This is a genomic window from Bacillus sp. C1, assembly GCF_054570475.1.
Window position 1 is genome coordinate 1 of sequence record NZ_JBTMZT010000011.1, and the last position, 25,153, is coordinate 25,153.

23 protein-coding genes are annotated in these 25,153 nt (G+C 35.8%); 20 read left to right on the forward strand and 3 right to left on the reverse strand.

All coding sequences use genetic code 11. From position 1 onward, the window contains the following. The first annotated feature begins 189 nt into the window (after window positions 1-189). From ACX5JI_RS21240 to hcp, 8 genes are all read left to right on the forward strand, one after another. On the forward strand, window positions 190-1,143 hold the full coding sequence (locus ACX5JI_RS21240) for an ABC transporter ATP-binding protein (protein ID WP_459503011.1): 954 nt from the start codon (window positions 190-192) through the stop codon (window positions 1,141-1,143). Window positions 1,144-1,146: 3 nt separating this feature from the next. Then, the gene (locus ACX5JI_RS21245; protein ID WP_459503012.1) at window positions 1,147-2,658 is read left to right on the forward strand and encodes an ABC transporter permease/substrate-binding protein; all 1,512 of its coding nucleotides are present in this window, start codon (window positions 1,147-1,149) and stop codon (window positions 2,656-2,658) included. 218 nt (window positions 2,659-2,876) lie between these two features. Then, a complete protein-coding gene (gene arcD / locus ACX5JI_RS21250; protein WP_459503134.1) occupies window positions 2,877-4,304 on the forward strand; it encodes an arginine-ornithine antiporter in 1,428 nt (475 codons plus the stop codon). A 95-nt stretch (window positions 4,305-4,399) separates the two neighbouring features. After that, on the forward strand, window positions 4,400-4,660 hold the full coding sequence (locus tag ACX5JI_RS21255; RefSeq protein WP_459503013.1) for a LemA domain protein: 261 nt from the start codon (window positions 4,400-4,402) through the stop codon (window positions 4,658-4,660). 110 nt (window positions 4,661-4,770) lie between these two features. Beyond that, complete coding sequence (locus ACX5JI_RS21260; RefSeq protein WP_459503014.1) at window positions 4,771-6,582, forward strand: McrB family protein; 1,812 nt, start codon at window positions 4,771-4,773, stop codon at window positions 6,580-6,582. Next, a complete protein-coding gene (locus ACX5JI_RS21265; protein ID WP_459503015.1) occupies window positions 6,572-8,422 on the forward strand; it encodes a hypothetical protein in 1,851 nt (616 codons plus the stop codon). The genes ACX5JI_RS21260 and ACX5JI_RS21265 overlap by 11 nt, the downstream gene beginning before the upstream one ends. 282 nt (window positions 8,423-8,704) lie before the next feature. After that, entirely contained in the window at window positions 8,705-9,301 is a 597-nt protein-coding gene (locus tag ACX5JI_RS21270; protein WP_459503016.1) for a hypothetical protein, read from the forward strand. Window positions 9,302-9,406: 105 nt separating this feature from the next. Next, window positions 9,407-10,693, forward strand: a complete 1,287-nt coding sequence (hcp, locus tag ACX5JI_RS21275; protein WP_459503017.1) for a hydroxylamine reductase — start codon at window positions 9,407-9,409, stop codon at window positions 10,691-10,693. Window positions 10,694-10,855: 162 nt separating this feature from the next. Here hcp and ACX5JI_RS21280 read toward each other — a convergent pair whose 3' ends face one another. Beyond that, the gene (locus ACX5JI_RS21280; RefSeq protein ID WP_459503018.1) at window positions 10,856-11,332 is read right to left on the reverse strand and encodes a chromosome segregation protein; all 477 of its coding nucleotides are present in this window, start codon (window positions 11,330-11,332) and stop codon (window positions 10,856-10,858) included. A gap of 384 nt (window positions 11,333-11,716) precedes the next feature. Here ACX5JI_RS21280 and ACX5JI_RS21285 point away from each other — a divergent pair, with 384 nt between their 5' ends. After that, complete coding sequence (locus ACX5JI_RS21285) at window positions 11,717-13,051, forward strand: hemolysin family protein (protein WP_459503135.1); 1,335 nt, start codon at window positions 11,717-11,719, stop codon at window positions 13,049-13,051. A gap of 104 nt (window positions 13,052-13,155) precedes the next feature. Here ACX5JI_RS21285 and ACX5JI_RS21290 read toward each other — a convergent pair whose 3' ends face one another. Continuing rightward, window positions 13,156-13,548 (reverse strand): YueI family protein, encoded by a 393-nt coding sequence (locus ACX5JI_RS21290; protein ID WP_459503019.1) that lies wholly within the window; start codon window positions 13,546-13,548, stop codon window positions 13,156-13,158. Between the two features lie 177 nt (window positions 13,549-13,725). Here ACX5JI_RS21290 and ACX5JI_RS21295 point away from each other — a divergent pair, with 177 nt between their 5' ends. Continuing rightward, window positions 13,726-14,859, forward strand: coding sequence for a BA2291 family sporulation histidine kinase (locus ACX5JI_RS21295; RefSeq protein WP_459503020.1), 1,134 nt, complete (start codon window positions 13,726-13,728; stop codon window positions 14,857-14,859). Between the two features lie 38 nt (window positions 14,860-14,897). Here ACX5JI_RS21295 and ACX5JI_RS21300 read toward each other — a convergent pair whose 3' ends face one another. Beyond that, window positions 14,898-15,647 (reverse strand): DUF4397 domain-containing protein, encoded by a 750-nt coding sequence (locus ACX5JI_RS21300; RefSeq protein ID WP_459503021.1) that lies wholly within the window; start codon window positions 15,645-15,647, stop codon window positions 14,898-14,900. A gap of 277 nt (window positions 15,648-15,924) precedes the next feature. On the opposite strand from ACX5JI_RS21300, the gene yjcZ reads away from it, so the two are divergent. The 10 genes from yjcZ to ACX5JI_RS21350 all read left to right on the forward strand — a co-directional run bounded on the left by yjcZ (window position 15,925) and on the right by ACX5JI_RS21350 (window position 25,146). After that, window positions 15,925-16,071: a sporulation protein YjcZ gene (gene yjcZ / locus ACX5JI_RS21305; protein WP_459503136.1), complete on the forward strand. Its 147-nt coding sequence runs from the start codon at window positions 15,925-15,927 to the stop codon at window positions 16,069-16,071. A gap of 518 nt (window positions 16,072-16,589) precedes the next feature. Next, window positions 16,590-17,900: an aspartate aminotransferase family protein gene (locus tag ACX5JI_RS21310; RefSeq protein ID WP_459503022.1), complete on the forward strand. Its 1,311-nt coding sequence runs from the start codon at window positions 16,590-16,592 to the stop codon at window positions 17,898-17,900. After that, on the forward strand, window positions 17,897-18,595 hold the full coding sequence (locus tag ACX5JI_RS21315; protein ID WP_459503023.1) for a CoA transferase subunit A: 699 nt from the start codon (window positions 17,897-17,899) through the stop codon (window positions 18,593-18,595). Before ACX5JI_RS21310 ends, ACX5JI_RS21315 begins: the two co-directional genes overlap by 4 nt. Next, window positions 18,580-19,242 (forward strand): CoA transferase subunit B, encoded by a 663-nt coding sequence (locus ACX5JI_RS21320; RefSeq protein WP_459503024.1) that lies wholly within the window; start codon window positions 18,580-18,582, stop codon window positions 19,240-19,242. The genes ACX5JI_RS21315 and ACX5JI_RS21320 overlap by 16 nt, the downstream gene beginning before the upstream one ends. Before the next feature lie 15 nt (window positions 19,243-19,257). Beyond that, a complete protein-coding gene (locus ACX5JI_RS21325) occupies window positions 19,258-20,526 on the forward strand; it encodes a peptidase (RefSeq protein ID WP_459503025.1) in 1,269 nt (422 codons plus the stop codon). Further along, window positions 20,523-21,374: a putative beta-lysine N-acetyltransferase gene (gene ablB / locus ACX5JI_RS21330; protein ID WP_459503026.1), complete on the forward strand. Its 852-nt coding sequence runs from the start codon at window positions 20,523-20,525 to the stop codon at window positions 21,372-21,374. The genes ACX5JI_RS21325 and ablB overlap by 4 nt, the downstream gene beginning before the upstream one ends. A gap of 195 nt (window positions 21,375-21,569) precedes the next feature. Next, window positions 21,570-22,961, forward strand: coding sequence for a sigma-54 interaction domain-containing protein (locus tag ACX5JI_RS21335; protein ID WP_459503027.1), 1,392 nt, complete (start codon window positions 21,570-21,572; stop codon window positions 22,959-22,961). Between the two features lie 209 nt (window positions 22,962-23,170). After that, window positions 23,171-24,589, forward strand: a complete 1,419-nt coding sequence (kamA, locus tag ACX5JI_RS21340) for a lysine 2,3-aminomutase (RefSeq protein ID WP_459503028.1) — start codon at window positions 23,171-23,173, stop codon at window positions 24,587-24,589. Next, a complete protein-coding gene (locus ACX5JI_RS21345) occupies window positions 24,586-24,858 on the forward strand; it encodes a YokU family protein (RefSeq protein ID WP_459503029.1) in 273 nt (90 codons plus the stop codon). The genes kamA and ACX5JI_RS21345 overlap by 4 nt, the downstream gene beginning before the upstream one ends. A gap of 72 nt (window positions 24,859-24,930) precedes the next feature. Then, complete coding sequence (locus ACX5JI_RS21350) at window positions 24,931-25,146, forward strand: YozE family protein (RefSeq protein WP_459503030.1); 216 nt, start codon at window positions 24,931-24,933, stop codon at window positions 25,144-25,146. Window positions 25,147-25,153: the final 7 nt, after the last annotated feature.

Below are 25,153 nucleotides of genomic sequence, written 5' to 3' on the forward strand. Positions count from 1 at the left end.
CGAAAAGTAGTCCCGAATGCATGGAAAAACGGGATAGAGGGGTTAGGCGTGAAACAGCTCGCTAGTGTGTTAACTCCGCTGACGTTAATCGTCCGTTAGGCCGAAACGTTAGAAACCTCCACTTCAAGCTTTGCTAAGTGGGGGAGTATTCATCAGAATAAAAGAAACAACAATAAGGGAGTTGTATTTGTGATTCGATTTAATCATGTGTCAAAAGCATATGAAGACGGTACAAAAGCAGTAGATTCATTACAGTTAGAAATTAAAAAAGGAGAATTTTTTGTCCTTATTGGTCCGAGTGGCTGCGGGAAAACGACAACGATGAAAATGATTAATCGTTTAATTGAAACAACAGAAGGTTCTATTTTTATTGATGGGAAAAACATTCAAGATTATAACATTAACGAGTTGCGCTGGGACATTGGATACGTTCTCCAGCAAATTGCGTTATTTCCTCATATGACAATTGCTGAAAATATTGCGGTTGTACCTGAAATGCGGAAATGGAGTAAAGAAAAGATCCGAGAGCGTGTAGATGAACTATTACATATGGTTGGACTAGAGCCAGATGTATATAGGAATCGTATGCCGGATGAATTATCTGGTGGGCAGAAGCAACGTGTGGGAGTGGTACGAGCACTAGCTGCCAATCCGAAAATCGTTCTAATGGATGAACCATTTAGTGCGCTAGATCCATTAAGCCGAGAACAGTTACAAAAGGATATTGTAAAATTACAGAAGCAAATTCAGAAAACAATTGTGTTCGTGACACATGATATGCAAGAAGCGTTAACACTTGGTGATCGTGTTTGTGTGATGAAAAAAGGAAAAATTGTTCAATTAGATACACCGGAAGGAATCATACATAACCCAGTAAATGATTTTGTAGAAGAATTTATTGGAAATCGTGTTCGCCCTTGGTATGAAGGGAAGGCTATTGAAGATGTGTTGCCATTTATAGATGATAAACAAGTAGAAAAAGATGTTATACCTCTATCAGCATACGCTCCCCTACAAGAAGCTTTAATGCGCTTGGAAGCAGAAGAAGCTGTCCCAATTGAAAGAGATGGACAATACGTGGGAACAGTAACGAGCCGCCATATTGTGGCGTATTTGGTTGAACAAATGAAGGAGAGGGGGTAAATCTTGTCTGCATTATTACAAACGTTTCAAGAAAGAAAATTAGAATTACTTCGTGCGCTGATTGAGCACTTACAAATTTCAATTGTCTCTTTATTATTTGCAGTGATGATTGCAGTTCCACTCGGTATTTTGTTAACGAGAAGAGAGCGAATTGCTGAGGTTATTATAGGGACATCTGCGGTTATGCAAACAATTCCTTCATTAGCTTTACTGGGCCTTTTAATTCCACTTGTCGGCATTGGGAAAGTACCAGCAATTATCGCGTTAGTTGTATACGCATTATTACCAATTTTACGAAATACATATACGGGAATCCAGAAGTTAGATGCATCACTTATTGAAGCAGCAAAAGCGATGGGGATGAACAGTTTTAGAAGGTTATGGAAAGTAGAACTCCCGCTTGCGTTGCCCATTATAATGGCTGGAATTCGTACGGCGATGGTGCTAATTGTTGGAACAGCTACGTTAGCTGCTTTAATAGGGGCTGGAGGGCTTGGAAAGCTTATTCTACTTGGAATAGATCGAAATGACCACGCTCTTATCGTGTTAGGCGCTGTACCAGCCGCACTGTTAGCTTTATTCTTTGACGGAGTACTTCGGGTATTTGAAAGTAATAAACGTCCTTCTAAGCGAATGATAGGGGCAATCTGTATTGGAGTGGTTGTTATAGCTGCACCATTTCTTTTGAACACACAAAAGAAAGATATTGTGATCGCTGGAAAGCTTGGATCTGAACCAGAAATTTTAATTCAAATGTATAAGCAGTTGATTGAACAAGATACGGATTTATCTGTAGAGATTAAACCGGGGCTTGGGAAAACAGCATTTGTTTTTGAGGCGTTAAAGTCAGGAGAAATTGATATATATCCTGAGTTTTCAGGGACTACTTTATCTACTTTTGTAAAAGAAGACCCAAAGAGTACAAATCGCAAAGAGGTATATGAACAAGCACGCCTAGGCATGGAAAAGAAATATCAAATGGTAATGTTAAAGCCGATGGAATACAACAATACATATGCGCTTGCAATGCCACAAAATGTTGCAGAGCAATATAATGTAAAAACAATCTCAGATTTACGAAATGTTGCAGCAAATGTTAAGGCTGGATTTACATTAGAATTTGCAGATCGGGAAGATGGTTATAAAGGGCTGCAAAAGTTATATAACTTCCAGTTTTCGAATGTGAAAACAATGGAACCGAAGTTACGTTATAGTGCAATAGAATCTGGTGATGTTACTGTCATTGACGCTTACTCTACAGATAGTGAACTTGAGCAATATGGATTGCAAGTACTGGAAGATGATAAAGGATTGTTTCCACCGTATCAAGGAGCTCCATTATTAAAAAAAGAAACACTTGAAAAGTATCCTGAACTTGAGAAGACATTAAATAAACTTGCTGGGAAAATTTCAGATGAAGATATGAGAAAAATGAACTATGAGGTAAATGTAAATGGTACAAGTGCAGAAAAAATAGCGAGACAATTTTTAGAAAAAGAGAAGTTAATCCATTAATATTTGCAAAAAATATACGATTTAATGATTAAGAATTGACCGTTCATAATAAAATGAACGGTTTTTTGTTGCATACTTATACATTTTTTCAAAAAAGTATTCCCTTTTTGCTCATTTTCTTTTAGAATAAGTAATGTTTTCCTGAAAAAATATAATAGAAACGTCTATTAGAGAAAAAGGTGACTTTAATAGTTGAACGGATAAACATGACACCTAGAATGACAGATGGGGTGGTACCGATAGAAAAGAAATTAGGATTTTTTCCATTAATCGCATTAGTAGTAGGAACAATGGTTGGCGGGGGTGTTTTTAGTTTACCGCATGATTTAGCAGTAGGTGCAAATAGTGGTGCAACGATAATTGGCTGGTGTATTACAGCGATGGGGATGATTCCGCTTGCACTTGTATATCAAACATTAGCAAAACAAAAGCCAGAGCTTGAAGGCGGAATTTATAGTTATGCGCGCGCAGGATTTGGGGAATATGTTGGTTTTAACAGTGCATGGGGATATTGGCTTGCAGGAATTTTAGGAAACGTAGCAACGATCATGTTATTGTTTAGTACGCTTGGATATTTCTTCCCTATTTTCAAAGGAGGAAACAACGTCGCATCCATCGTTGGTGCATCCTTATTATTATGGACACTTCACTTCCTTATTTTAATTGGAATTCGTGAAGCGTCTATTATGAACTTTGTTGCAACAATTGGAAAACTCGTTCCGATTTTATTATTTATTGTAATTATGATTACAGCATTTCGCTGGGATACATTTACACATGATTTTTGGGGAGAGGGAAGTATTTCTATTTCTTCTGTCCTTGGTCAAGTGAAAAATACGATGCTTGTTACACTTTGGGTATTTATTGGAGTGGAAGGAGCAGTTGTATTATCTGGCAGAGCAAAAAATAGCCGTGATGTTGGAAAAGCAACGGTATTGGGTTTAATTTTAGTTATGTCCATTTATATTTTAATTTCGGTCCTTTCTATGGGAGCTATGACAAGACAAGAGCTTTCTCTGTTAGAAACTCCGTCAATGGGTCATGTATTAGAGCATGTCGTTGGACCGTGGGGAGCATTTGCAATTAACATTGGTTTGGTTGCTTCACTCGTTGGGACATTAATTGGTTGGTTTTTACTCGTTTCTGAAATTTCTCACGTGGCAGGGAAAGATGGTGTGTTTCCGAAAGTATTTACGAAGACAAATAAAAAGCAAACACCACATATTGCGTTATGGATTTCAAATGCTGTGGCACAAACGTTGTTTATTATCGTTTTGTTTTCGGAATCAACGTATCAAATTATGTATTTTATCGCGTCTACATCTATTTTACTGCCGTACTTATTATCGGCACTGTATCAGTTAAAATTGGTTGTAACGAAAGAAATAAAACGCGCGAGACTAAAAAATGGAATGCTCGCTTTAATTGCCTCGTTATATGCAGTATGGTTAATTTATGCAGCAGGCTTAAAAAACTTATTACTTGTCTCAATCGTATATGGTATTGGACTTGTTGTTTATATATTTGCACGGAAAGAAAAAGGAAAACGTTGTTTTTCTGGCATGGAAAGATACGTTATGGTTGTAATCATGATTGCAGCAGTAGTATCCCTTTATCTGCTTATAACAGGTAATATAAAGATGTAAAAAAGTCCTTCTGAAGGACTTTTTTTCTTTATATACAAGGAATTTTGCTTTATTCAAAGAATATCTAATATATAAGATGTTCAGGAGGGATGAGAATGGAAGAAAAAGAGCAGCTGTTAAGAATTATGGAATTAGCAAGTGATTTACGAAAAGTATTAGTACAAGAATCATTTTTTAATCATCATCCCGAATTACGTGGGGCGATTGAGAATTTAGCTGGTTCTGTGGAGACGTTAGCAAGCTTGCAGCGTAATAAAGACGACAATGCTGAGGATAAATTACGATATGTACTTGCTAAAATGAAAATTGCACATAATGCGATTATGCAGGAGAAAAAAGCTTTTCCTTCTCATTAATATAAGTTTTACTTTTTAGAGCCTAGCGGAGTACGTTAGGTTTTTTTGTTTCTAGTTTTCTTTTGTAGTTCATACAATAAGAACAGTACAAAAAAAGAAGGTGAGTAGCATTGAAACTACATAAGGCTCTCCACCCAAGTTTTATAAAACGGATGTATCACATGAGGTTTTTAGGGAAATTTGTTGAAGGAGAGGAGGAGAAAAAAGATACTTTTTCTGTACAATGTCTTTCACAACTTCCTTCCATTTTGAAATCACAATTTGAAAATGAGACATATTTATTTGAAGGGCTACATGCTAATAAAAAAAATGAGAGAATATTTGCAGATTTGAGGAAGAAGAAGTTAGAAAGACAATTAGTGTTGTTTCGTCTTTATTATGAAAGAGGGAGGTTGTACGTTGAATTAATACGTGTAGAACAGCAGGATATTGCGGATGCATATAAGATTATCCCATCACCAAGATTAGTAGGATATAAAAAGAGGGAATCCTTAGAGCGAAAGTTAGGAAATGGATACTTATCTTTTCTCATCCCTAAATTTTCTCATGATTTCGAAATGCCACAGTTGTTATGGTATGAAGGGCGCTTATATGGGAGTTTATCATTAAAGGCAGCGATTAGTTCTATCGCATATTGCGAACAAAAAAAGGAATGTAAATATATTGAGATTGAGGATTGGACTAAGTATGTAGAAATGAAAGTCGACGATCATTTATATTTTGTAACAGAAAATATGTATGATCAGCTTTTGAAGAAAATTATAGAAGAGGGAAGTCGTGTGGAAGTAGTAGATATAAAGGTACAAAAAGAGGAACCTGAATGGAATGAACGTGAAACTGTATTTATACAGTATGTTCAGGATGTCATTAAAAATAAAGGTTTGTATTTAGATGCAACTGATATTTTTAATTTTCATATTAGCGTAAAAACAAATCCGTTAACAATTCTTGCTGGTATCCCAGGAATCGGAAAATCACGTTTCGTGCAAGCATATGCAGAGGCATTAGGGTTAACGTATGGAAAAGAATTGTTATGGATTCCAATTTCCCCATCTTATCAAGAACCACACGATATACTAGGGTATCTTCATCCAAATGGAACATATATCGAGAGTGAAACGAGGTTAATTCGAACATTATTAAAAGCATATGAAGACCCGGATCAACTGTATATGATTGTATTTGATGAGATGAATATGTCACATATTGAACATTGGTTTACACCTTTTCTATCTATTCTTCAATTAGAAAAGAAAAATCGTATTCTTTCTTTATATGAAGGGGAGAATGAGAGAGAAAATATCATTCCATCTCAAATTGAAATTGGTGAAAATATTATTTTTATCGGGACTGTAAATTTTGATGAAACAACGAAAGAATTATCGGATCGCTTATTGGATCGAGCGAACCTTATTACCCTTCAAAAGACTCCATTTTGTGAAATGAATATGCAGCAAAATAAGGGACTACAAATCTCGCCGCTACAAGTTACAACAGGAGAGTTTCGCATGAATTGGTTTCGAAATAAAGAGCTTATAGATGTGTTTTCTGAAGAAGAATTAGAATTGTTGGATAAATTGCACGATTTAATCTCATCTCATGATGCATCGAAAGGTGTTTCTTTTCGGTGTGCGGCAGCGATTGCAACCTATTTGCAAAACATTCCCCAAAAAGATCATCAATCATATATGATTAGCAGAGAAGAAGGTTTTGATTTACAAGTCAAACAACGTATTTTAACAAAGCTGCGTGGTACGGAAATGACAATTGGTTCACTTCTTCGTGAAGATGAAAAGAAAGGACTATCACTGGTAGTGTTATTACAATCCCCACTTGCTAATTGTGTTTCCGCATTTGAACATTCTCTAGCTTATATAAGACAAAAACGGCGTGAATTGGAGTTGTATGGGTATGCGAAGTGAGGGGCAGCATGAAACAGAGATTGTAGACACAAAAGATAAGCTCCCATTTGTTTTAAAATTAATTATTGGAACAGAGGGAAAGGGAGACTTTGTATTTTTGAATCGCCTTTGTAAACATACGACGACGATGAGACATTGTATTTATAAAGTGCAAGAATTAAAAGCATTACGTTTGAGCCTACAATGTCAAAAACCAGTTCGTGTTACTTTTATATGGAATAAAGTGTACGAAGGGCAAAAAGATAAGAAAGAATGGCAATATGAATTGCATGAAAAAAAACAAAAAGTATTATTATATGAACATGGAAAAACGGATTATTTTTATCCATGGCGCTGTGGATTGTATCATTTTGAGGTGCAAGTGGAAGAGGATATATATTATGGAGCGTTTCAAATTGTTCCTAAAAATTTTTTTGATGACCAATTTGAAGCGATTCAAAATTATGTGAAATCTATTTTAAATGAAATTATGTTAGACCGCGGTTATTATAAAAAGACATTTTCAACGCTAATCGATATTGAAGATTCTTCGTATCTAATGTTACTTCGAACGTTGCCACAAAAAATGAAAAACATAAAACCACTGTATAAAAAGGTTGAAGAAAACACGAAGTATATAGATCAATATGGATGGGAAATAAGAGAACGAAAGGCGACGAGGAAAAGTGTAATAATGAGCGAAAAAAAGCCTCATGCTAAGCATTATAATCGTAGATTTATAGAGCAAACAAATAGTGTAGAGAATGCTTTTTTGAAATTTTCAACGAAACAATTTTATCAATATTTGCTTGAAGCGCAGGTTTTTTTACAAAAGACAATTGATATACTAGAGCGAGTAATGTATACAAAAAAAGCAGAGTTTCAATCTGTGAAAACAATTATGCATACCATTGAAAATAATGGGTCTGTAACGGACAGAGAGAAGCAAAAATATCGAAATATCCATTTACTGAAAGAGGCAGACTTACGTAAAGCGTCTGTGAAAATACAAGAGTATAAAATTTTAGATCATATCGTACACCAAGCTGTACTATACTTTCGAAATATGTTGAATTCATCATTTTGGCGAGGAATTTCTGAAAAAACAAGTATAACGATGCACTCGTTACCTGTTACGCATCAGAAATTGTTATACCATTTAGAGTTTTTCCCGCGTTATAATCAGCAATCTCCAGCACTGTTATTTGTTTATAAACCTACGTTTTTAGTGTATGAGTATTATGTATTTTTCATCATCATTTCTATATTGCAACAATTGAAGTTTAAAGACGAAATTCCACTGCGCCAACAAATTCAAACTTATTTTTACCTAGATGGTTTACAAGACGGTACGACAATCGTTTTAAATCGTGAAAATATCCAAATCCATGTAGCGTTTAATGATCTTATTGAAACCCATCCACTCATCGCGCTTAGTAAAGGCAGTCATTTTTATAATGGAGAAGATACGAAAAAGCCAGACATTCGTCTAGATTGTTATGTGAAGAAAGGAGAACGTTATGAGTACCAGTCCTCAATTATTATTGAGGTGAAATATAGCCCCATGTTTAATATTTTTCAGCCTGTAGGCAATACAAAAGCAACAGAACAAATGTATAAATATTGGTCTATTAAATATGTAGAAGAACAGGATGGAAAAAGAGTTTTTCACAGAAGGGCGATTCATGAAGTGATTTGTGTGTATCCAGGCAGTCATATGCATGGGAAGAAGATAGAAGCAGGTTGCGGGATCTTTTTGCAATTATATCCATATAAAACGAAGCAAGGAGAAGAAAAATTAGCAGGACAGAATGGTCTTGTACAAATTTTTGAGAAATGGTTAAAAATTACAGTAACATAAAAAGAAATCCTTTGTTTCGAAAAGGATTTCTTTTTATGTACTTTATATGAAACGTTACACATACACTTTATGAATGAAGTATTTTCAATATAAATAGGAATCATTTTTTCTTTTTGTAAAAATTTTATATAAATCTAAAACTTGAATAGGAGATCATTTTAGTTTATAGAATCTATAATGAAGTAGTAAATAGTTTTAGGTTGCATACGAAGATTTGTTCTTATATGATAGATAGTGAAAGCGTTATCAAAAATAGTACGTCGATGGGAAAGGCGGGGAAATATGTTCCAGCGTGTTCAAACAAAGGAAGAACATTTTTTGTTCGAGCAATTGTGGGGAGATTTTTGTGAAGAGCGAAATTTAATGTTTGTAGAGCGAAATTTAAATCCATCACGATTTTTATTAATAGAAGGTGGACAATATACCGGTACAGTAGAGTGCATTCGATATATGAAGCCTGAACAATCTAATTCTGAGTTTTTCTATCCGTTTTCTAAAAATGAGTTAGTGCAAGGGTTAAGAAATGTTTATGAAATAGGAAAGTTAAGTATTGCGAAAATTTCGCGCGGAAGAGGGCATTTTAAGAGACTCGTAGCTATTTTATTTATCCATGCTTTAGAAATGAAAGCTGAGTGGTATATTGCTGTTGTTACAAAAAGAATGTATATGTATTTACTAACACTAGGGTTTCCAATTGAACCAATTGATGACCCGTTTCCTTTTCACGATACATTACAAGGGGTACCTGTTCGAATTCACGCTCGGAAAGGAATAACTCATTTGTATTCTTTAAAAGAATTCCGGGATATTATTCAAGGGAATGCTTATGCACAGGCATTAATCAAAGAGAACAGTAAAAATATTATGTTAACAAGATGAAGTGTCACAAATTTTAATAAATTATTGTGATTGATATCACATCCTTTTTTCTTCATATATATTACGATTTAGTTGTAATGACTGATTAGGAGAGGGTGGGATGACATGTTTTGCTATCAATGTGAACAAACCAAGGCCGGTGGCTGTAAAGTAATGGGTGTTTGTGGGAAGAATGAAACAATTGCAAGTTTACAAGATACAATTGTGTTTGGATTAAAAGGAATCGCGGCTTATCGTACTCATGCTGCACAGCTCGGATATACAGATCCGTTTGTGGATGCTACAACTCATGAAGCGTTATATATGACATTAACAAATTCTAACTTTAATGAACAAGAGCATATTGATATGGCTATGAAAGTTGGAAAATCAGCTTTACGGGTAATGGAACTGTTAGATGAGGCGCATACGAATCATTTTGGTATGCCAGAACCTGTTCAAATTACACAAAACTGTGTTGAGGGTAAGGCCATTGTTGTTACTGGCCATAATTTATTTGCATTAGAGGAATTATTAAAACAAACAGAAGGAAAAGGAATTAATATTTATACGCATTCGGAAATGCTACCAGCGCACGGGTATCCGCAGCTGAAAAAATATCAACATTTAAAAGGAAATATCGGTAAGGCATGGTATGATCAGCGACGTCTTTTTGGAAAATTTACTGGTGCGATATTGGCTACAACAAACTGTGTTATGCCAATTAAAGGATCCTACTCTGATCGCTTCTTTTCATATGATATTGCTGGCCTTGAGGGCGTACAGAAAATTGAAAATGATGATTTTACACCAGTAATTACAAAAGCGCTAGCACTTCCAGAAGTACATATGGAATCGGATGAACAGTTGGTAACGGGTTTTCATCATCATACAGTATTATCATTAGCACCAGAAATCATCCAGGCGGTAAAGGAAGGGAAAATTAAGCGATTCTTTGTTATCGCAGGTTGTGATGCACCAGGTAAAGGTGGAGAGTATTATCGTGAATTAGCAACGTCACTTCCACAAGAAACTGTTATTTTAACAACTTCATGTGGGAAATTCCGCTTTAATGATGTGGATTATGGGGTTGTACCAGGTACGGAAATTCCACGTTACATTGACTTAGGACAATGTAATAATTCTATTTCTACAATAAAAATAGCGGCTGCTTTAGCTGATGCTTTTCAATGTGAAGTGAATGAATTGCCAGTTAGTATTGTTTTATCTTGGTTTGAACAAAAAGCGGTTGCGATTTTACTAGGACTATTTAGTCTCGGGATTCAAGATGTTCGTATTGGTCCAAAGGCACCTGAATTTATTTCACCTGGTGTGCTTGATGTATTGCAAGAAACATTTGGATTAAAACTAATTACAACTGCAGCAGAAGATATGAATATGATGTTATCGTAACAAAAAGGATGTCTTGTAATGAGACATCCTTTCTTATATAAAGTGAAACTTCCATCAGTGGGACGCTTCATTCTCCGCGCCCATTAGGATCATTAAAAAAGCGTATAATAATTGACCAAGGGGGAGTCAACAATCATACGCGAATAAACGATTGGAAAAGAACTAAAATCCAAATATACTAAAAATCATTTTCCGGCGTTTCGGTTTTTCTTCTCGTTCATATGTTGGCGTGATATCAGGTGTAATGTAAATTTGTTCTTTTTTCTCAAGCGCAGCTTCTAATTTTTGAATTTTGTCCATCATTTCTTCCAGTTCTCTCCGGTGTTGTAGCAATTGGTAATTGACGACATCATCTGCTTTATCTTGCATTTTTTCCTCTATGCGATTTAAACGGTGTGTAATTGTATTTAATTGTGTAACAAACTTCTCAAAATCAATTGATGGCTCTATAGTTGGAGATGAAGTTGGTTCTATTTGAGAACGATGATATTCTAACATTTTATCTAAGTCGTTTTGAGTGAAAATGAAGTGACCGTATTTATTTTTTTTAATACTAAGATTCAATTGTTGTGCAATCCGAACCACTGCCTTTGGGCTAACACCTAACCTCTTTGCAATAATGGGTGTTTTATATTCCAAGGTAAATCCCTCCTATATATATCCTGCTGAATGATTTCGAGATATGAAGCGTCTTCCCTGCATGGTTGACAAAAGAAGTGGGGAATCGGCAAAGAAAGTGTTTTTTCACGAGAATTAGTTTTTTTGCATATAAATATTTCTAAAAAGAGAAAGAAGTGGCTATTTTTTCTGTCTATTCTCATTTGACGGAAAGAAGACGATTAGATTATCATAAATATAAATATCCTCTTTATGCATGCATATAATGTATAACAAGGTGATGGCGCATGTAGAAACTTGTCAGATGATAAGAAGCGTTTTTTCGTTTGAATAAATTTAGTAGGAGGTGGCTTCCTTACTTACAAGATAAGTAAGGAAACGTATTTGGACATATATAGTATAAGTATGGTGATTGTTTTAATTGCCTTAACTGCATTTTTCGTTGCGGCTGAATTTGCAATTGTGAAAGTAAGAAATTCACGCATCGATTTTTTAGTGGCAGAAGGGAATAGACGTGCATCCTCTGTGAAAACAGTCATTACAAACTTAGACGAGTATTTATCAGCTTGTCAATTAGGGATTACAGTTACAGCTCTTGGGATCGGTTGGTTAGGAAAGCCAGCGATAAAGCACATGTTTGACTCGCTGTTTGCAAGATGGGAAGTGCCTCCCCAGGTCGCTGATATTTTAGCTGTAACTCTCGTGTTTATGTTCATTACTTTTTTCCATGTTGTTGTGGGAGAATTAGCACCAAAAACATTGGCAATTCAAAAAGCAGAACAAGTGAGTTTACTTGTTGCAAAACCACTTATTTTCTTTTATCGAATTACTTTTCCGTTTATATGGCTTTTAAATGGCTCAGCTCGGTATGTAACAAAAATATTTGGTTTACAGACTGCGAAAAAGCATGAAGAAGTTCATTCGGAAGAGGAATTACGACTTTTAATGTCAGAAAGTTATAAAAACGGGGAGATTAATCAATCTGAATTTAGATATGTAAATAAAATTTTTGAATTTGATGATCGTATCGCAAAGGAAATTATGGTTCCGCGGACAGAAATGCAAATTTTAGATAAAGATACGTCTGTTAGAGAAGCTTTGCAAAAAATGTCTAGTGAAAAATATACAAGATACCCAGTTGTTGATGGAGATAAAGATCATGTTATTGGTTTTGTAAATTTCAAAGATATTTTCACAGATTTTGTGAAATACGGTACTTTTAGTAAAGAAACGGTGCAGCAATATATTCGACCTATTATACTTGTTATTGAATCAATTGCGATTCATGATTTATTTTTGAAAATGCAACGAGAACGCACACATATTGCGATATTAATTGATGAATATGGCGGGACATCAGGTCTTGTAACGGTTGAAGACATATTAGAAGAGATTGTTGGAGATATTCAAGATGAATTTGATGGAGATGAAAAACCAGAAATTCAACATATTAGTGAGACGAAGACAATTTTAGAAGGAAAAGTACTTGTTAGTGAGGTAAATGCATTATTAGGTTTATCTATTGATGATGATGATATTGATACAATCGGGGGATGGATTTTAACAAAACACTTAGAAATTGCAGAAGGTGATGTTGTTGAAATTGAAGATTATAATTTTTGTATTAAGGAATTAGATGGTCATTACATTAAGCAGATAGAAGTGACAAAACGGGTAGTCCCCATGTTAATTTCGGAAACCGAGCAGCAGGTATCATTACAAGAACAAGTAAGCTCATAAACTCTGCACTTAGCAGAGCTTTTTTTTGAGTGGCCAAATTTTTAAGAAAGACCAAAAGGTACACTTGCGATTTCAGTAAGTGTACCTTTTGGTCTATAAGTGTATTATTTCATCTCTTGTTTAAAAATAGCATCCTCAACATAGATTTGTTCTTTGTCTACTGCTGTACTGTGCGCAAGAACTAAACCAATTGGTGTATGTGTACCTTTATTTTGAACGATTGTAAAAGGTACATTTTTCTCGTTTGCCAATTTAATGTATTTTGATAAATGTGGGTAAGCGATGCTGCCGTTTACGTATAATTGTAATGATTGAGAAGTACGCATACTATTAGCTACTTCTGTATAAGTATTACTTTGCATCACTTGACCGATAGTTAAAGCGATTTCGACACGCTCACGCAATGTGCTTAAGTACATATTGCGTTCTTCTGGTTTGTTTTGCTTTTGACCATGAATGCCTTCTTGGAGATAATCTTCCACATTTTTATTTACCATATTTTTCACACCTTTCATATCTTATTGTACGCAAGAAATGAAAAGGATGCAAAAAAGTCAGTGCAAATACTAAATGCAAATTAATTTTATCAACAGAAATTAACAAAATGTGACAACAATCTCTTAACGAAATTTATTTTTTGTGTTAATATTCAAAATATGTAGGGTATTCGTCGCATGGAAATGGAGGGAATGGGGGTTTTTCCAATCGATAAGGATATTAAAGAAGTATTTTGTTCGTACTTGAAAAACAATAGGCATCAATTCGTAGAGAACTGGAAAAACAAAATGATAATTTCCAAAAAAGATCCGTTTAAGCAAGAGGTAGCTCAAAATGGTGAGAGCGTATTAGAGCTTATTATCGAACTTATTATGGAAGAAAAGGACATAGACAATCTACGACCGTTATGTGAAAAAATCGCAATTGAACGGGCGGGGGCGGACGCAAATATTGGAGATTTTGTCTATAACGCGAATGTAGGAAGAAATGAACTGTTTGAAGCAATGTGCGAATTGGATGTAAAGGCTCGTGAACTAAAACCAATTATGACGAAAATACATATTTATTTTGACAAATTAATTTATTATACAGTTTTAAAATACTCGGAAATTATATCGAGAAATTTAGAGGAAAAACAGCAATATATAAATGAAACACATAAAGAAAGATTAACGATTTTAGGACAAATGTCGGCTAGTTTTGTTCATGAGTTCCGAAATCCATTAACCTCAATTATGGGATTTGTGAAATTATTGAAATCAGATCATCCGAATTTATCATATTTAGATATAATTTCACATGAATTAGATCAATTAAATTTTCGTATTTCGCAATTTTTACTCGTTTCCAAAAAAGAGATGTGGAATGAGTCTGAACAATTTGGGCTAAATGATTTATTCCATGAGATTATTCATTTTTTATACCCAAGTTTAGTTAATGCGAATGTTTCAATTGAAAAAAACTTACTGTATCCTATTTCATTTATAGGATATCGTAGTGAAGTGAGGCAAGTGTTTCTAAATATTTTAATGAACTCAATCGACGCCCTTGAAGTGGTTAAAGAAAATCGTAAAATTATTATCGATGTATGTGAAGAGGAGGAAAGGGTTCATATTGTTATTAAAAATAATGGACCAATGATTCCAGCAGAAAGTATTAAAACGATTTTTGAACCATTTGTCACGACAAAGAAATTAGGGACGGGTATCGGTTTATTTGTATGTAAACAAATTGTAGAGAAACATAATGGACTCATTACGTGTCATTCTAATTCACAATGGACCGAATTTCATATTTCATTTCAAAAATAGATTAAAAATTCTACACCAAGGGGGCTGGTGTAGAATTTTTAATTTGTTAGAATGACGGTTTCTAGTTTTGGGGATTGATGTGAATAGCCTACTAATGCAAATGTGTACATTGTATTGGGTTCTATTTTTATACCAGGGATGGTTGCAAGGACTTCTTTTGTATCGGCAAGAGAAATTTCAATGTCAGCTGTTCCAGGGCTCACCTGTAAATAATCTGTTATTTGTTTAAATAAGACATTTTCAAATAAATGGTCCCCTCCTTTTATAGAGATGTGAACAACAGGAGTATCCGGTGAAAAATGTGAAGCTCTGATTTTTGCGTGACCAGATTGTAAAGGTGTATTATCAAGCATTGGTTGCAATTGTATATGTGTATTGGTACCAATTGCTGCAAGCGTATAAGAGTGGTTGCCCATTACGGGAACAAGTGATGAAAAAATAGGTGTTTCATTATGGGCAGGAACAATATCAACGCGGTACTGCCCTTGAGTTAAAGACAAATAAGGGCTGTATTGTTTAAAAGAAATGTTTTTAACGACCTTCTGTCCGTTTACTAACAAATCAATAGCTGGTACATGAGGAGACGCGTGGAATATTCTCATATAGGATGGCAAGGTTGCTTCTTGAGAATTTCGTTTTTCATACGCATGTACAAGTTTAATAATGGTGTTATGATATTTCACATATAACTCCATATATTTTTTTGGATTAGTATATTGATAATAACGAGCAAGTTGTTCATATAAGGCCGCTTCTTGTCCATATTTTTTAAATTCAGATTGAGCCATGTAAATACCTCCTTTTTCATCACTATCACTATATGCATCTTGAAAACAAGCTTATGCAAAAAATACTTGGAAATATGAAAAATGATAATCGAAAGTTGATTTGATGTCCCCTTTTTACACTTATAAAATTTGCACGATTTGGTGCGGAATATAAAGTCCCTAGCTGAGCTAGGGATTTTTTAATTTATAGGCAGAAGCACATGCAAAGTGGTAGTTGTCCTACATAATTTATTAAGGAAAAATAATTTTTAAGTAGTGGAGGGAAGTGGTACAGATCATGTGGGGATATGGATATCCTGGTAGTTACTGTGGCTATGGTTACGGCGGCTATGGTGGCAGAGGTTGCGGTACAGGTTTTGGAGTTGCGTTGCTTGTTGTATTGTTTATTTTACTAATCATTGTTGGGGCAAGTTGCGTGCGTTAATTACCAATAAAGAGCGTCATGCTGAACTGGTTAATTATAGTTAATCGGTTCTTTCTTTTTATAGCGGTAAATAAAAAACGTAACTATCAAAAAATAAATATATAAAAGAAACCTTCCTATGATCACTCAATGATAGGAGGGTTTCTTTTTAAGGGAATTGTCTAATTTTGTTGAAAAATATGACCAGTAAACTAAATAAATAGGGAGGAAATTGACGGGAGTTTCGTCGAAGTTTACACAATGTCAGCAATTGAAGGAAGCTGATAGTAGGGTAAGAAAATAAGTCGTTCGTATGTTTTGGAGCTTCTTTGTTATAGGAGGGAGGGCCATTTAAGCATTGTAAGAGGGTTTGATTTTTTGCTTTATTTCTGAATTTTCTTTTTTTGTTTTAGCACTCATTTGTATATTTTATAATAGTTTTTTGATCAATTCACTGCGCTTGCAGAGGATTCTTTTTTATGAAAGAAACGTCAATTTTCTTCATATATATATACAAATTGGAGAAATGGGGGAGCGCTATGCGCGATTACTTAATTAAGCCACTTGTTGGTCAGCCGTATCCAATGATTTCGCATGGAAAAGGTGTGTACTTGTATGATCAAAATGGTAATAAATATTTTGATGGTTCGTCAGGAGCGATTACGGCAGGTATCGGACATGGCGTAACAGAGATTGCGGAAGTAATTAAAAAGCAGGCAGAGGAGATTGCTTTTGTGTATCGTTCGCAGTTTACGAGCGAACCAGCTGAGAAGTTAGCAAAGAAGTTAAGCGATTTAAGTGTAGGGGATTTGAATTGGAGTTTTTTCGTGAATAGTGGTACAGAAGCGAATGAAACGGCTATGAAAATTGCAATTCAACACTTTCAAGAGCGCGGCATTCAAGGGAAACATAAAATTTTGTCACGCTGGATGAGTTATCACGGTATTACAATGGGGGCTTTATCGATGTCGGGGCATCCACTTCGTCGGCAGCGATTTGTATCTATTTTAGAGGATTATCCAACTGTCCCAGCGCCGTATTGTTTTCGTTGTCCGGTGCAGAAAGTATATCCGACGTGTCAGCTTTCTTGTGCGACTGAATTAGAACGAGCAATTGAACGGATTGGTGCAGAACATATTGCAGCTTTTATAGCGGAACCAATTATTGGTGCAGCAGGCGGTGCAGTTGTACCACCGAAGGAATATTATAAAGTAATTAAAGAGATTTGTAGTCATTATGATATTTTATTTATTGCTGATGAGGTGATGACAGGACTTGGACGTACAGGTGCTTGGTTTGCGATGGAGCACTGGGGCGTGGAACCAGACATCATGACGTTAGGAAAGGGACTAGGTGCTGGCTATACACCGATGGCCGCGACGGTTGTGAGTGATCGTGTAATGGAACCGATTTTACGAGGATCACGTTCTGTTATGAGTGGGCATACGCTTAGCGCAAATCCATTGTCAGCTGCGACAGCTTTAGCGGTTATTGAATACATGGAGAAACATAACTTGCCTGAGAAAACAGCGGAAAAAGGAGAATATTTAATAAAGGGATTGCAGAAAGTTCAGCAACAATCGACGATTATTGCCGATGTGCGCGGGAAAGGATTCCTGATTGGAATAGAATTGCAACCGTTTACAAAAGCGTCTGAACTCATTTCAGTCGCGGCGAAAAATGGACTCCTTTTATATCAAGCGGTATCAGGGCAGGCAGGGAAAGAGGATAGTGCATTGCTTGTTGCACCGCCGATGACAACTACATATTCCGAGTTAGATGAGTTACTTTCGATTTTTGCGAAAAGTGTAGAAGAAATGATGCGAAAAGGAGGTCACGGTATCGCATGACAACTATTACAAATACATTTGGAAAATTAAAAGAAATTAAAGATGTTATCTCATTATTTCATGATGATATGTCGTTAATGTTTGGCGGATTTGGCGGGATTGGATCTCCTCCATCATTAATAGAGGCTATTGTAGAAAAAGGTATTTCTAATTTGCATTTAATTGGAAATGATACAGGGTTTCCGGATGTAGGGATTGGCCGCCTTGTAACGAAAGAACGAGTGAAATCATTAGTTACGTCCCATATTGGTTCAAATCCAAATGCGGGAAGGCAGTTAAATGAAGGACGGTTACAGATTGAGTTTTCACCTCAAGGAACGCTAGCAGAAAGGATTCGCGCCGGTGGTGTTGGACTTGGTGGGATTCTCGTTGATGTCGGTATCGATACGATTGTTGAGGAAGGAAAGCGAACAGTCGAGATGAATGGGAAAACTTATTTAGTGGAAACAGCTTTAACCGCAGAGGTAGCGATTGTATATGCAAAAAAGGCGGATCCGTTTGGAAATCTTGTGTTTGATAAAAGCGCCCGTAACATGAATCCACATGTGGCGATGGCTGGAGTTATTACAATTGTTGAAGCAGAAGAAATCGTACCTCTTGGAAGTTTAAATCCTGAGGAAATTATAGTTCCAGGTGTTTTTGTAGATTATATCGTGCCGTCGGAAGGAGTGAATTGGAAATGGGTATGGGAGTAGAAGTGAGAGATAAAATTGCAAGGCGGGCTGCGAAAGAGATTCAAAATGGAATGATTGTGAATTTAGGGATTGGTATCCCGTCACTTGTACCTAACCATCTACCAAAAGATATACATGTTATGTTCCAGGCGGAAAATGGCATCGTTGGCATGGGGCCAACGCCAAATAGAGGAAATGAAGATGAAAACTTATGTAATGCGGCTGGATTGCCGACGTCACTTATTACAGGAGCAAGCTATTTTGATAGCTGTACGGCATTTGGAATGATTCGAAAAGGGTTACTCGATATAACAATACTTGGGTCACTGCAAGTAAGTGAGAAGGGCGATTTAGCAAATTGGATTGTTCCCGGAAAACGTGTTCCTGGTATTGGCGGAGCAATGGATTTAGCGCAAAAAGCAAAGCGTGTTGTTGTTGTGATGAATCACGTTGATAAGTATGGAAATGCAAAAGTTGTTTCAGAGTGTACGCTGCCATTAACGTCAAAAAGGTGCGTGGATTTAATTATTACAGATATGGCTGTAATGGGAGTCACTTCGGAAGGATTAGTACTGCAAGAGTTAATGAGTCCTTATACAGTAGAAGATGTAAAACGAAATACGGAGGCATCTTTTCATGTGAGTTCTAATTTACTTGTGATTGAATGAGAGGAGCTAACAAATATGGAGCAATTAAAAAAACAAGTATGTGATTATATTGAAAGTCATGAAGGAGAAAGTGTAAAACTCTTAAAACGATTAATTCAAGAAAGAAGCGTATCAGGAGAAGAGAGCGGTGCACAAGCAATTGTTATCGAAAAATTACGGGAATTAGGTTTAGATCTCGATATTTGGGAGCCTTCTTTTACAAAAATGAAAGATCATCCTTATTTTGTATCTCCAAGAACGAGCTTTTCAGATAGCCCCAATATCGTTGCGACGTTAAAAGGAAGCGGCGATGGGAAATCAATGATTTTAAATGGACATATTGATGTTGTACCAGAAGGTGATGTGAATCAGTGGGAAAACCATCCATATAGTGGTGAGAAAATAGGGAATCGCATATATGGCCGTGGAACAACGGATATGAAAGGTGGTAATGTAGCTCTTATGCTCGCAATGGAAGCAATTATAGAGCTGAAAATTGAACTAAAGGGGGATGTTCATTTTCAAAGTGTAATAGAAGAAGAAAGCGGTGGAGCAGGGACGCTAGCTGCAATTTTGCGAGGGTATAAGGCAGATGGGGTTATCATTCCAGAACCAACAAATATGAAGTTTTTCCCGAAACAACAAGGCTCAATGTGGTTTCGCTTGCATGTGAAAGGAAAAGCAGCGCATGGTGGGACTCGTTACGAAGGAGTTAGTGCGATTGAAAAAAGTATGTTTGTTGTAGAGCACTTAAGACAATTAGAACAGAAAAGAAATGAACGAATTACAGACCCGTTATATAAAGAGATTCCAATCCCTGTTCCAATCAATGTTGGGAAAATTGAAGGGGGGAGTTGGCCAAGCTCCGTACCAGATTCGTTACTTTTAGAAGGAAGATGTGGAGTTGCGCCGAATGAGACTATAGAGGCGGTAAAAGAAGAATTTGAAAATTGGATTGGGCAATTAAAGAATGTAGATCGATGGTTCGAAGAATGTCCAGTAGAAGTAGAGTGGTTTGGAGCAAGATGGGTTCCAGGTGAATTAGATGAAGAACATGCGCTTATTACAACGCTTCGAGATAATTTTTCCCAAATCGAAGGGAGAAGTCCAATTATAGAAGCGTCACCATGGGGAACAGATGGCGGGTTATTTACACAAATTGCAGAGACCCCAACTATTATATTTGGACCAGGAGAGACAAAGGTAGCCCACTATCCAAATGAATACATTGAAGTAGATAAAATGATTGCCGCAGCGAAAATTATTGCATGTACATTACTAGACTGGTGTGAGGTGAAACAATGAAATATTACGAATCATTTAGAGAACAGACAAACTACTATACTGTAGAAGGAGTGCTAGATTATTTTAATAAACGTATTCGGGTAGATCATTATACAGGAAATGTAGAAAGTCTTATGCAAAAACTAGAAGAATTAGCAGAGAAACATTCTTTCACCAAATGCATTATAAAAGGAAAGGGAGAGCATGTTTCGGCGTGGCTCTCTTTTGGATTTTTATTAGAAGCGACGATTCCGCACTATTTCCAAGGTCATGATGCGTATTTTTTCGTGAAATATCGTGATGATGAAAGACGAAATAGTATCCAGTGGGTTGATGAGGACCATATTATAAATGGTGTGAGAGAAAAGAAAGTGAAGGAGAAACAAGTTCCTGAGAAATTTGTATTACGAAAAGCGACAGAGGCAGACGCGGAAGAATTGGCAAGTGTGTTTGGGAAAGTGTTTGAAATTTATCCAACCCCGTTAAATGAAGCAGACTATATTGTTCAGACGATGAAAGAAGATACAATTTATTATGTGTATGAATCAGAGGGGCATATTATTAGTACTGCTTCAGCAGAAATGAATGTAAAAGAAGGTAACGCAGAATTAACAAATTGTGCAACTTTACCTGAATATCGAAAGCACGGATTTATGAAAAGCTTACTGATAAAGTTAGAAGAGGAATTAAAAGAGAGAGCTATTTTTTGTTCTTACACAATTGCACGTTCGCTTTCATTTGGAATGAACGCAGCTTTTCATCAGCTAGGATATACGTACACAGGAAGACTAGCAAATAATTGTTATATTTTTAATAAATTAGAAGATATGAATGTGTGGGTAAAAGATTTATCCCGTATGGATGAGTAGTAAGATTTTTGCTTGAAAATTCAGGATACATGATGATTAACCAGCTTATTAAAGCTGTACTTTATTGCTTGTTGGCGGAAAAGTAATGATATGAAATAAATAGAACAGTAGAACGGAATCGTAATGCTTATAATCGCGCACAGGGGTGCTGAAAATTCGGCATATAAATTGCTGGATTTTCGGCGAGAGAGGGGGATGACATTGCTGGCAGTCTCAACACAAGAAGTCATTGAAGCGATTTTGAGCAGTATTGATGAAGCAATTCATGCAGTGGATGAAAATGGTATTACAATTTTTTATAATACGGTTGCCGCTAAGCATGATGGATCAAAGATTGAGAATGTATTAGGAAAGCATTTATTAGAAGCATTCCCGTCCTTATCAAGGGAAACAAGTACACTTATGAAAGTTTTAGATACAAAAAAGCCAATTTCACATCAAGTACAGCGTTATCAAAATTTAAATGGTGAAGATGTTTGCACTGTAAATACTACATTACCTATTTTTATAGAAGATAAAATTGCAGGTGCTGTTGAAATTGCAAAAGATTATTCAACGATTCAAAAGTTAACGGATACAATTGTTGATTTACAATCGAAAATGAAACGATCTTCGCGGAAGAAAGTGATAAAAAAACATGTTGCCTTTAATACAATTGTGACGAATGATTCCCGCTTTAAACAAACGAAAGATTTGGCGCAAAAGGTGGCTCCAACAAATGCGAACGTTTTAATATACGGTGAAACAGGAACAGGAAAAGAACTATTTGTACAAGCGATTCATGAGGCTTCAAACCGTAAAAACAAACCGTTTATTGCTCAGAACTGTGCAGCTCTTCCAGAATCTCTTTTAGAGAGTTTATTATTTGGAACGACAAAAGGTAGCTACACAGGAGCTATTGAACGTGCGGGGTTATTTGAACTTGCAGATGGAGGGACATTATTTTTAGATGAATTAAATTCGATGCCTCTTGATCTGCAGGCAAAAATGCTTCGAGCATTAGAAGATGGGGTCATTCGTCGCATAGGTGATAGTAAGACGAGAAAAGTAGATGTTCGCGTGATTACAGCGATGAACCAACCGCCAGAAGTATGTTTACGTGAAAATAAAATTCGTACAGATTTATATTATCGTTTAAATGTATTTTCATTATATATTCCACCGCTTCGTGAGCGAAAAGAAGATGTAGTATTGTTAGCGTCTTACTTTTTAAACGATTATAATAAAGAATATAAAAAACAGGTGCTTTATATTGATAACGAAACGAAAGAAAGGTTGTTATCTTATCATTGGCCCGGAAATGTAAGAGAGTTAAAACATACGATCGAACATGCTGTCATTATTGCAGAAGGAAGTTCGTTAACTGTTAGTTGTTTACCGCGAACATTTCGAACAGAAGTAGATACGAAGAAAAAGGAGAAAGGTATTCTTCCGTTACGTGAGGCGCTCCGTCAAACAGAAAAAGAGTTAATTGATCGAGCGTTAATGGAAACAGAAGGGAATGTTTTGAAAGCTGCTAAATTATTAGGCATTCCAAGACAAACATTGCAGTATAAATTAAATAAGTATGAAAAAACCGCCGAATAATCGGCGGTTTTTGTGTGTTTGCACCAGTAAAAGAGCGTTTACATATATAGAAAGTAATGAATATTGTATTGAATAGAGCACCATTTAAAATAAGAAAAAAGATTTTCTCCTTATATAATAGGATATCCTTTGCCATCACTTATTGAAAAAGTAAAGTTGGCATAATTATTGCTTATATAAATGGTGAGCGTAAAAAAGGGGGAATAGCAATGTTACATGATGTATACAAACCAAACCGTCACTGGAAAGAGATCGAATTATGGAAAGATGTAACTGAAGAGCAATGGAATGATTGGGTTTGGCAATTAACGAATACGATTAAAACGTTAGACGATTTAAAGAAAGTCATTAACTTAACACCAGAAGAAGAAGAAGGTGTTAAAATTTCAACGAAAACAATTCCGTTAAATATTACACCGTACTATGCTTCACTTATGAATCCTGATGATCCACGCTGTCCGATTCGGATGCAATCTGTACCGATTTCGGAAGAATTATATAAAACAAAATATGATTTAGAAGATCCGCTTCATGAAGATGAGGATTCACCAGTTCCAGGTTTAACACATCGTTATCCAGACCGCGTTTTATTTCTAGTAACAAATCAATGCTCTATGTATTGTCGTTATTGTACACGTCGTCGTTTTAGTGGACAAATTGGAATGGGTGTTCCGAAAAAGCAACTAGATGATGCAATTGCCTACATCAGTGAAACACCACAAGTACGAGATGTTTTAATCTCTGGTGGTGATGGTCTTCTTATTAATGATAAAATTTTAGAATACGTATTAAAGAATTTACGAGCAATTCCGCATGTGGAGATTATCCGTATCGGAACGAGAGCACCAGTTGTATTCCCGCAACGTATTACAGAAAATCTATGTAATATTATAAAAAAATATCACCCAGTATGGTTAAATACACATTTTAATACTTCTATTGAGATTACAGAAGAGTCTAAACTAGCGTGTGAAATGCTTGCAAATGCAGGTGTTCCAGTAGGCAATCAAGCTGTTATTTTAGCTGGGATTAACGACAGTGTTCCAATCATGAAAAAATTGATGCACGATTTAGTAAAGATTCGTGTTCGTCCGTATTATATTTATCAATGTGACTTATCAGAAGGAATTGGACATTTCCGTGCACCGGTTTCTAAAGGATTAGAAATTATTGAGGGATTACGTGGACATACTTCTGGTTATGCAGTACCAACGTTCGTTGTTGATGCTCCAGGTGGAGGTGGAAAAATTGCGCTTCAGCCAAACTATTTAATTTCACAAAGTGCGGATAAAGTTGTTCTTCGTAACTTTGAAGGTGTTATTACAACGTATCCAGAGCCAGAAAATTATATACCAGGAAGAGCTGAAGGTTACTTTAAAGAGATTTATCCAACATACGAAGAGAAGCGTTCGGATATTGGTGTAGCGGGACTGATGAGTGATAAGAAGTTTAATCTTGTTCCAGATGACCTGCAACGTATGAATCGTCGTAAAGATTATGAAACGAATGAAACACATGCTTCTTTAAAAGATAAACGAGATAAGCGCGATCAGTTAAAAGATAAAAAATATCAATCTCAAATGGCGAAGTTAGAAGAAAATAAAAAAACTGAGGGTGACGCAGTATGAATTGTATGTGGTGTGACAGTACAGAAGCGAAAGAAAATCTGAATACTGTATATTGGGAATTACCAGATGGCACAAAAGCCATTGAAATTCAAAAGACACCATGTATTTCTTGTTCATCATGCGGAATGGACTATCAGCCTGACCATGTTGTAAAAGAAATAGAAGATCAATTATTTTTAATTTCTACAAAAGATCTACCAAAACAATTGACATATGAAGAGTTAATGGAACGTCCGCGTCTCCTAAAGAGAAATTATTTTGATTTTTAACCAGCGATTATGCTGGTTTTTTTCTTTTTCCCCTTGTATAATGTACCCAAGTTAGAAAGGTAGGGAATATTTTTGAAAAAGTCATTTTATCACTATATGATGAAGCACCGTGCGTCTTTAATCAAAAATGAAGTATCAGATTTAGCTGAAGCTATGTATGATGATTTAAGTTTTCCGAAGCAATCAGAAGATTATGATGAAATTAGTTCCTATTTAGAATTAAGTGGCCTACTACATAGTATGTCTATTTTCGATGAAGCATGGGAGCTATATATACAAGAAAGATAACAATCAA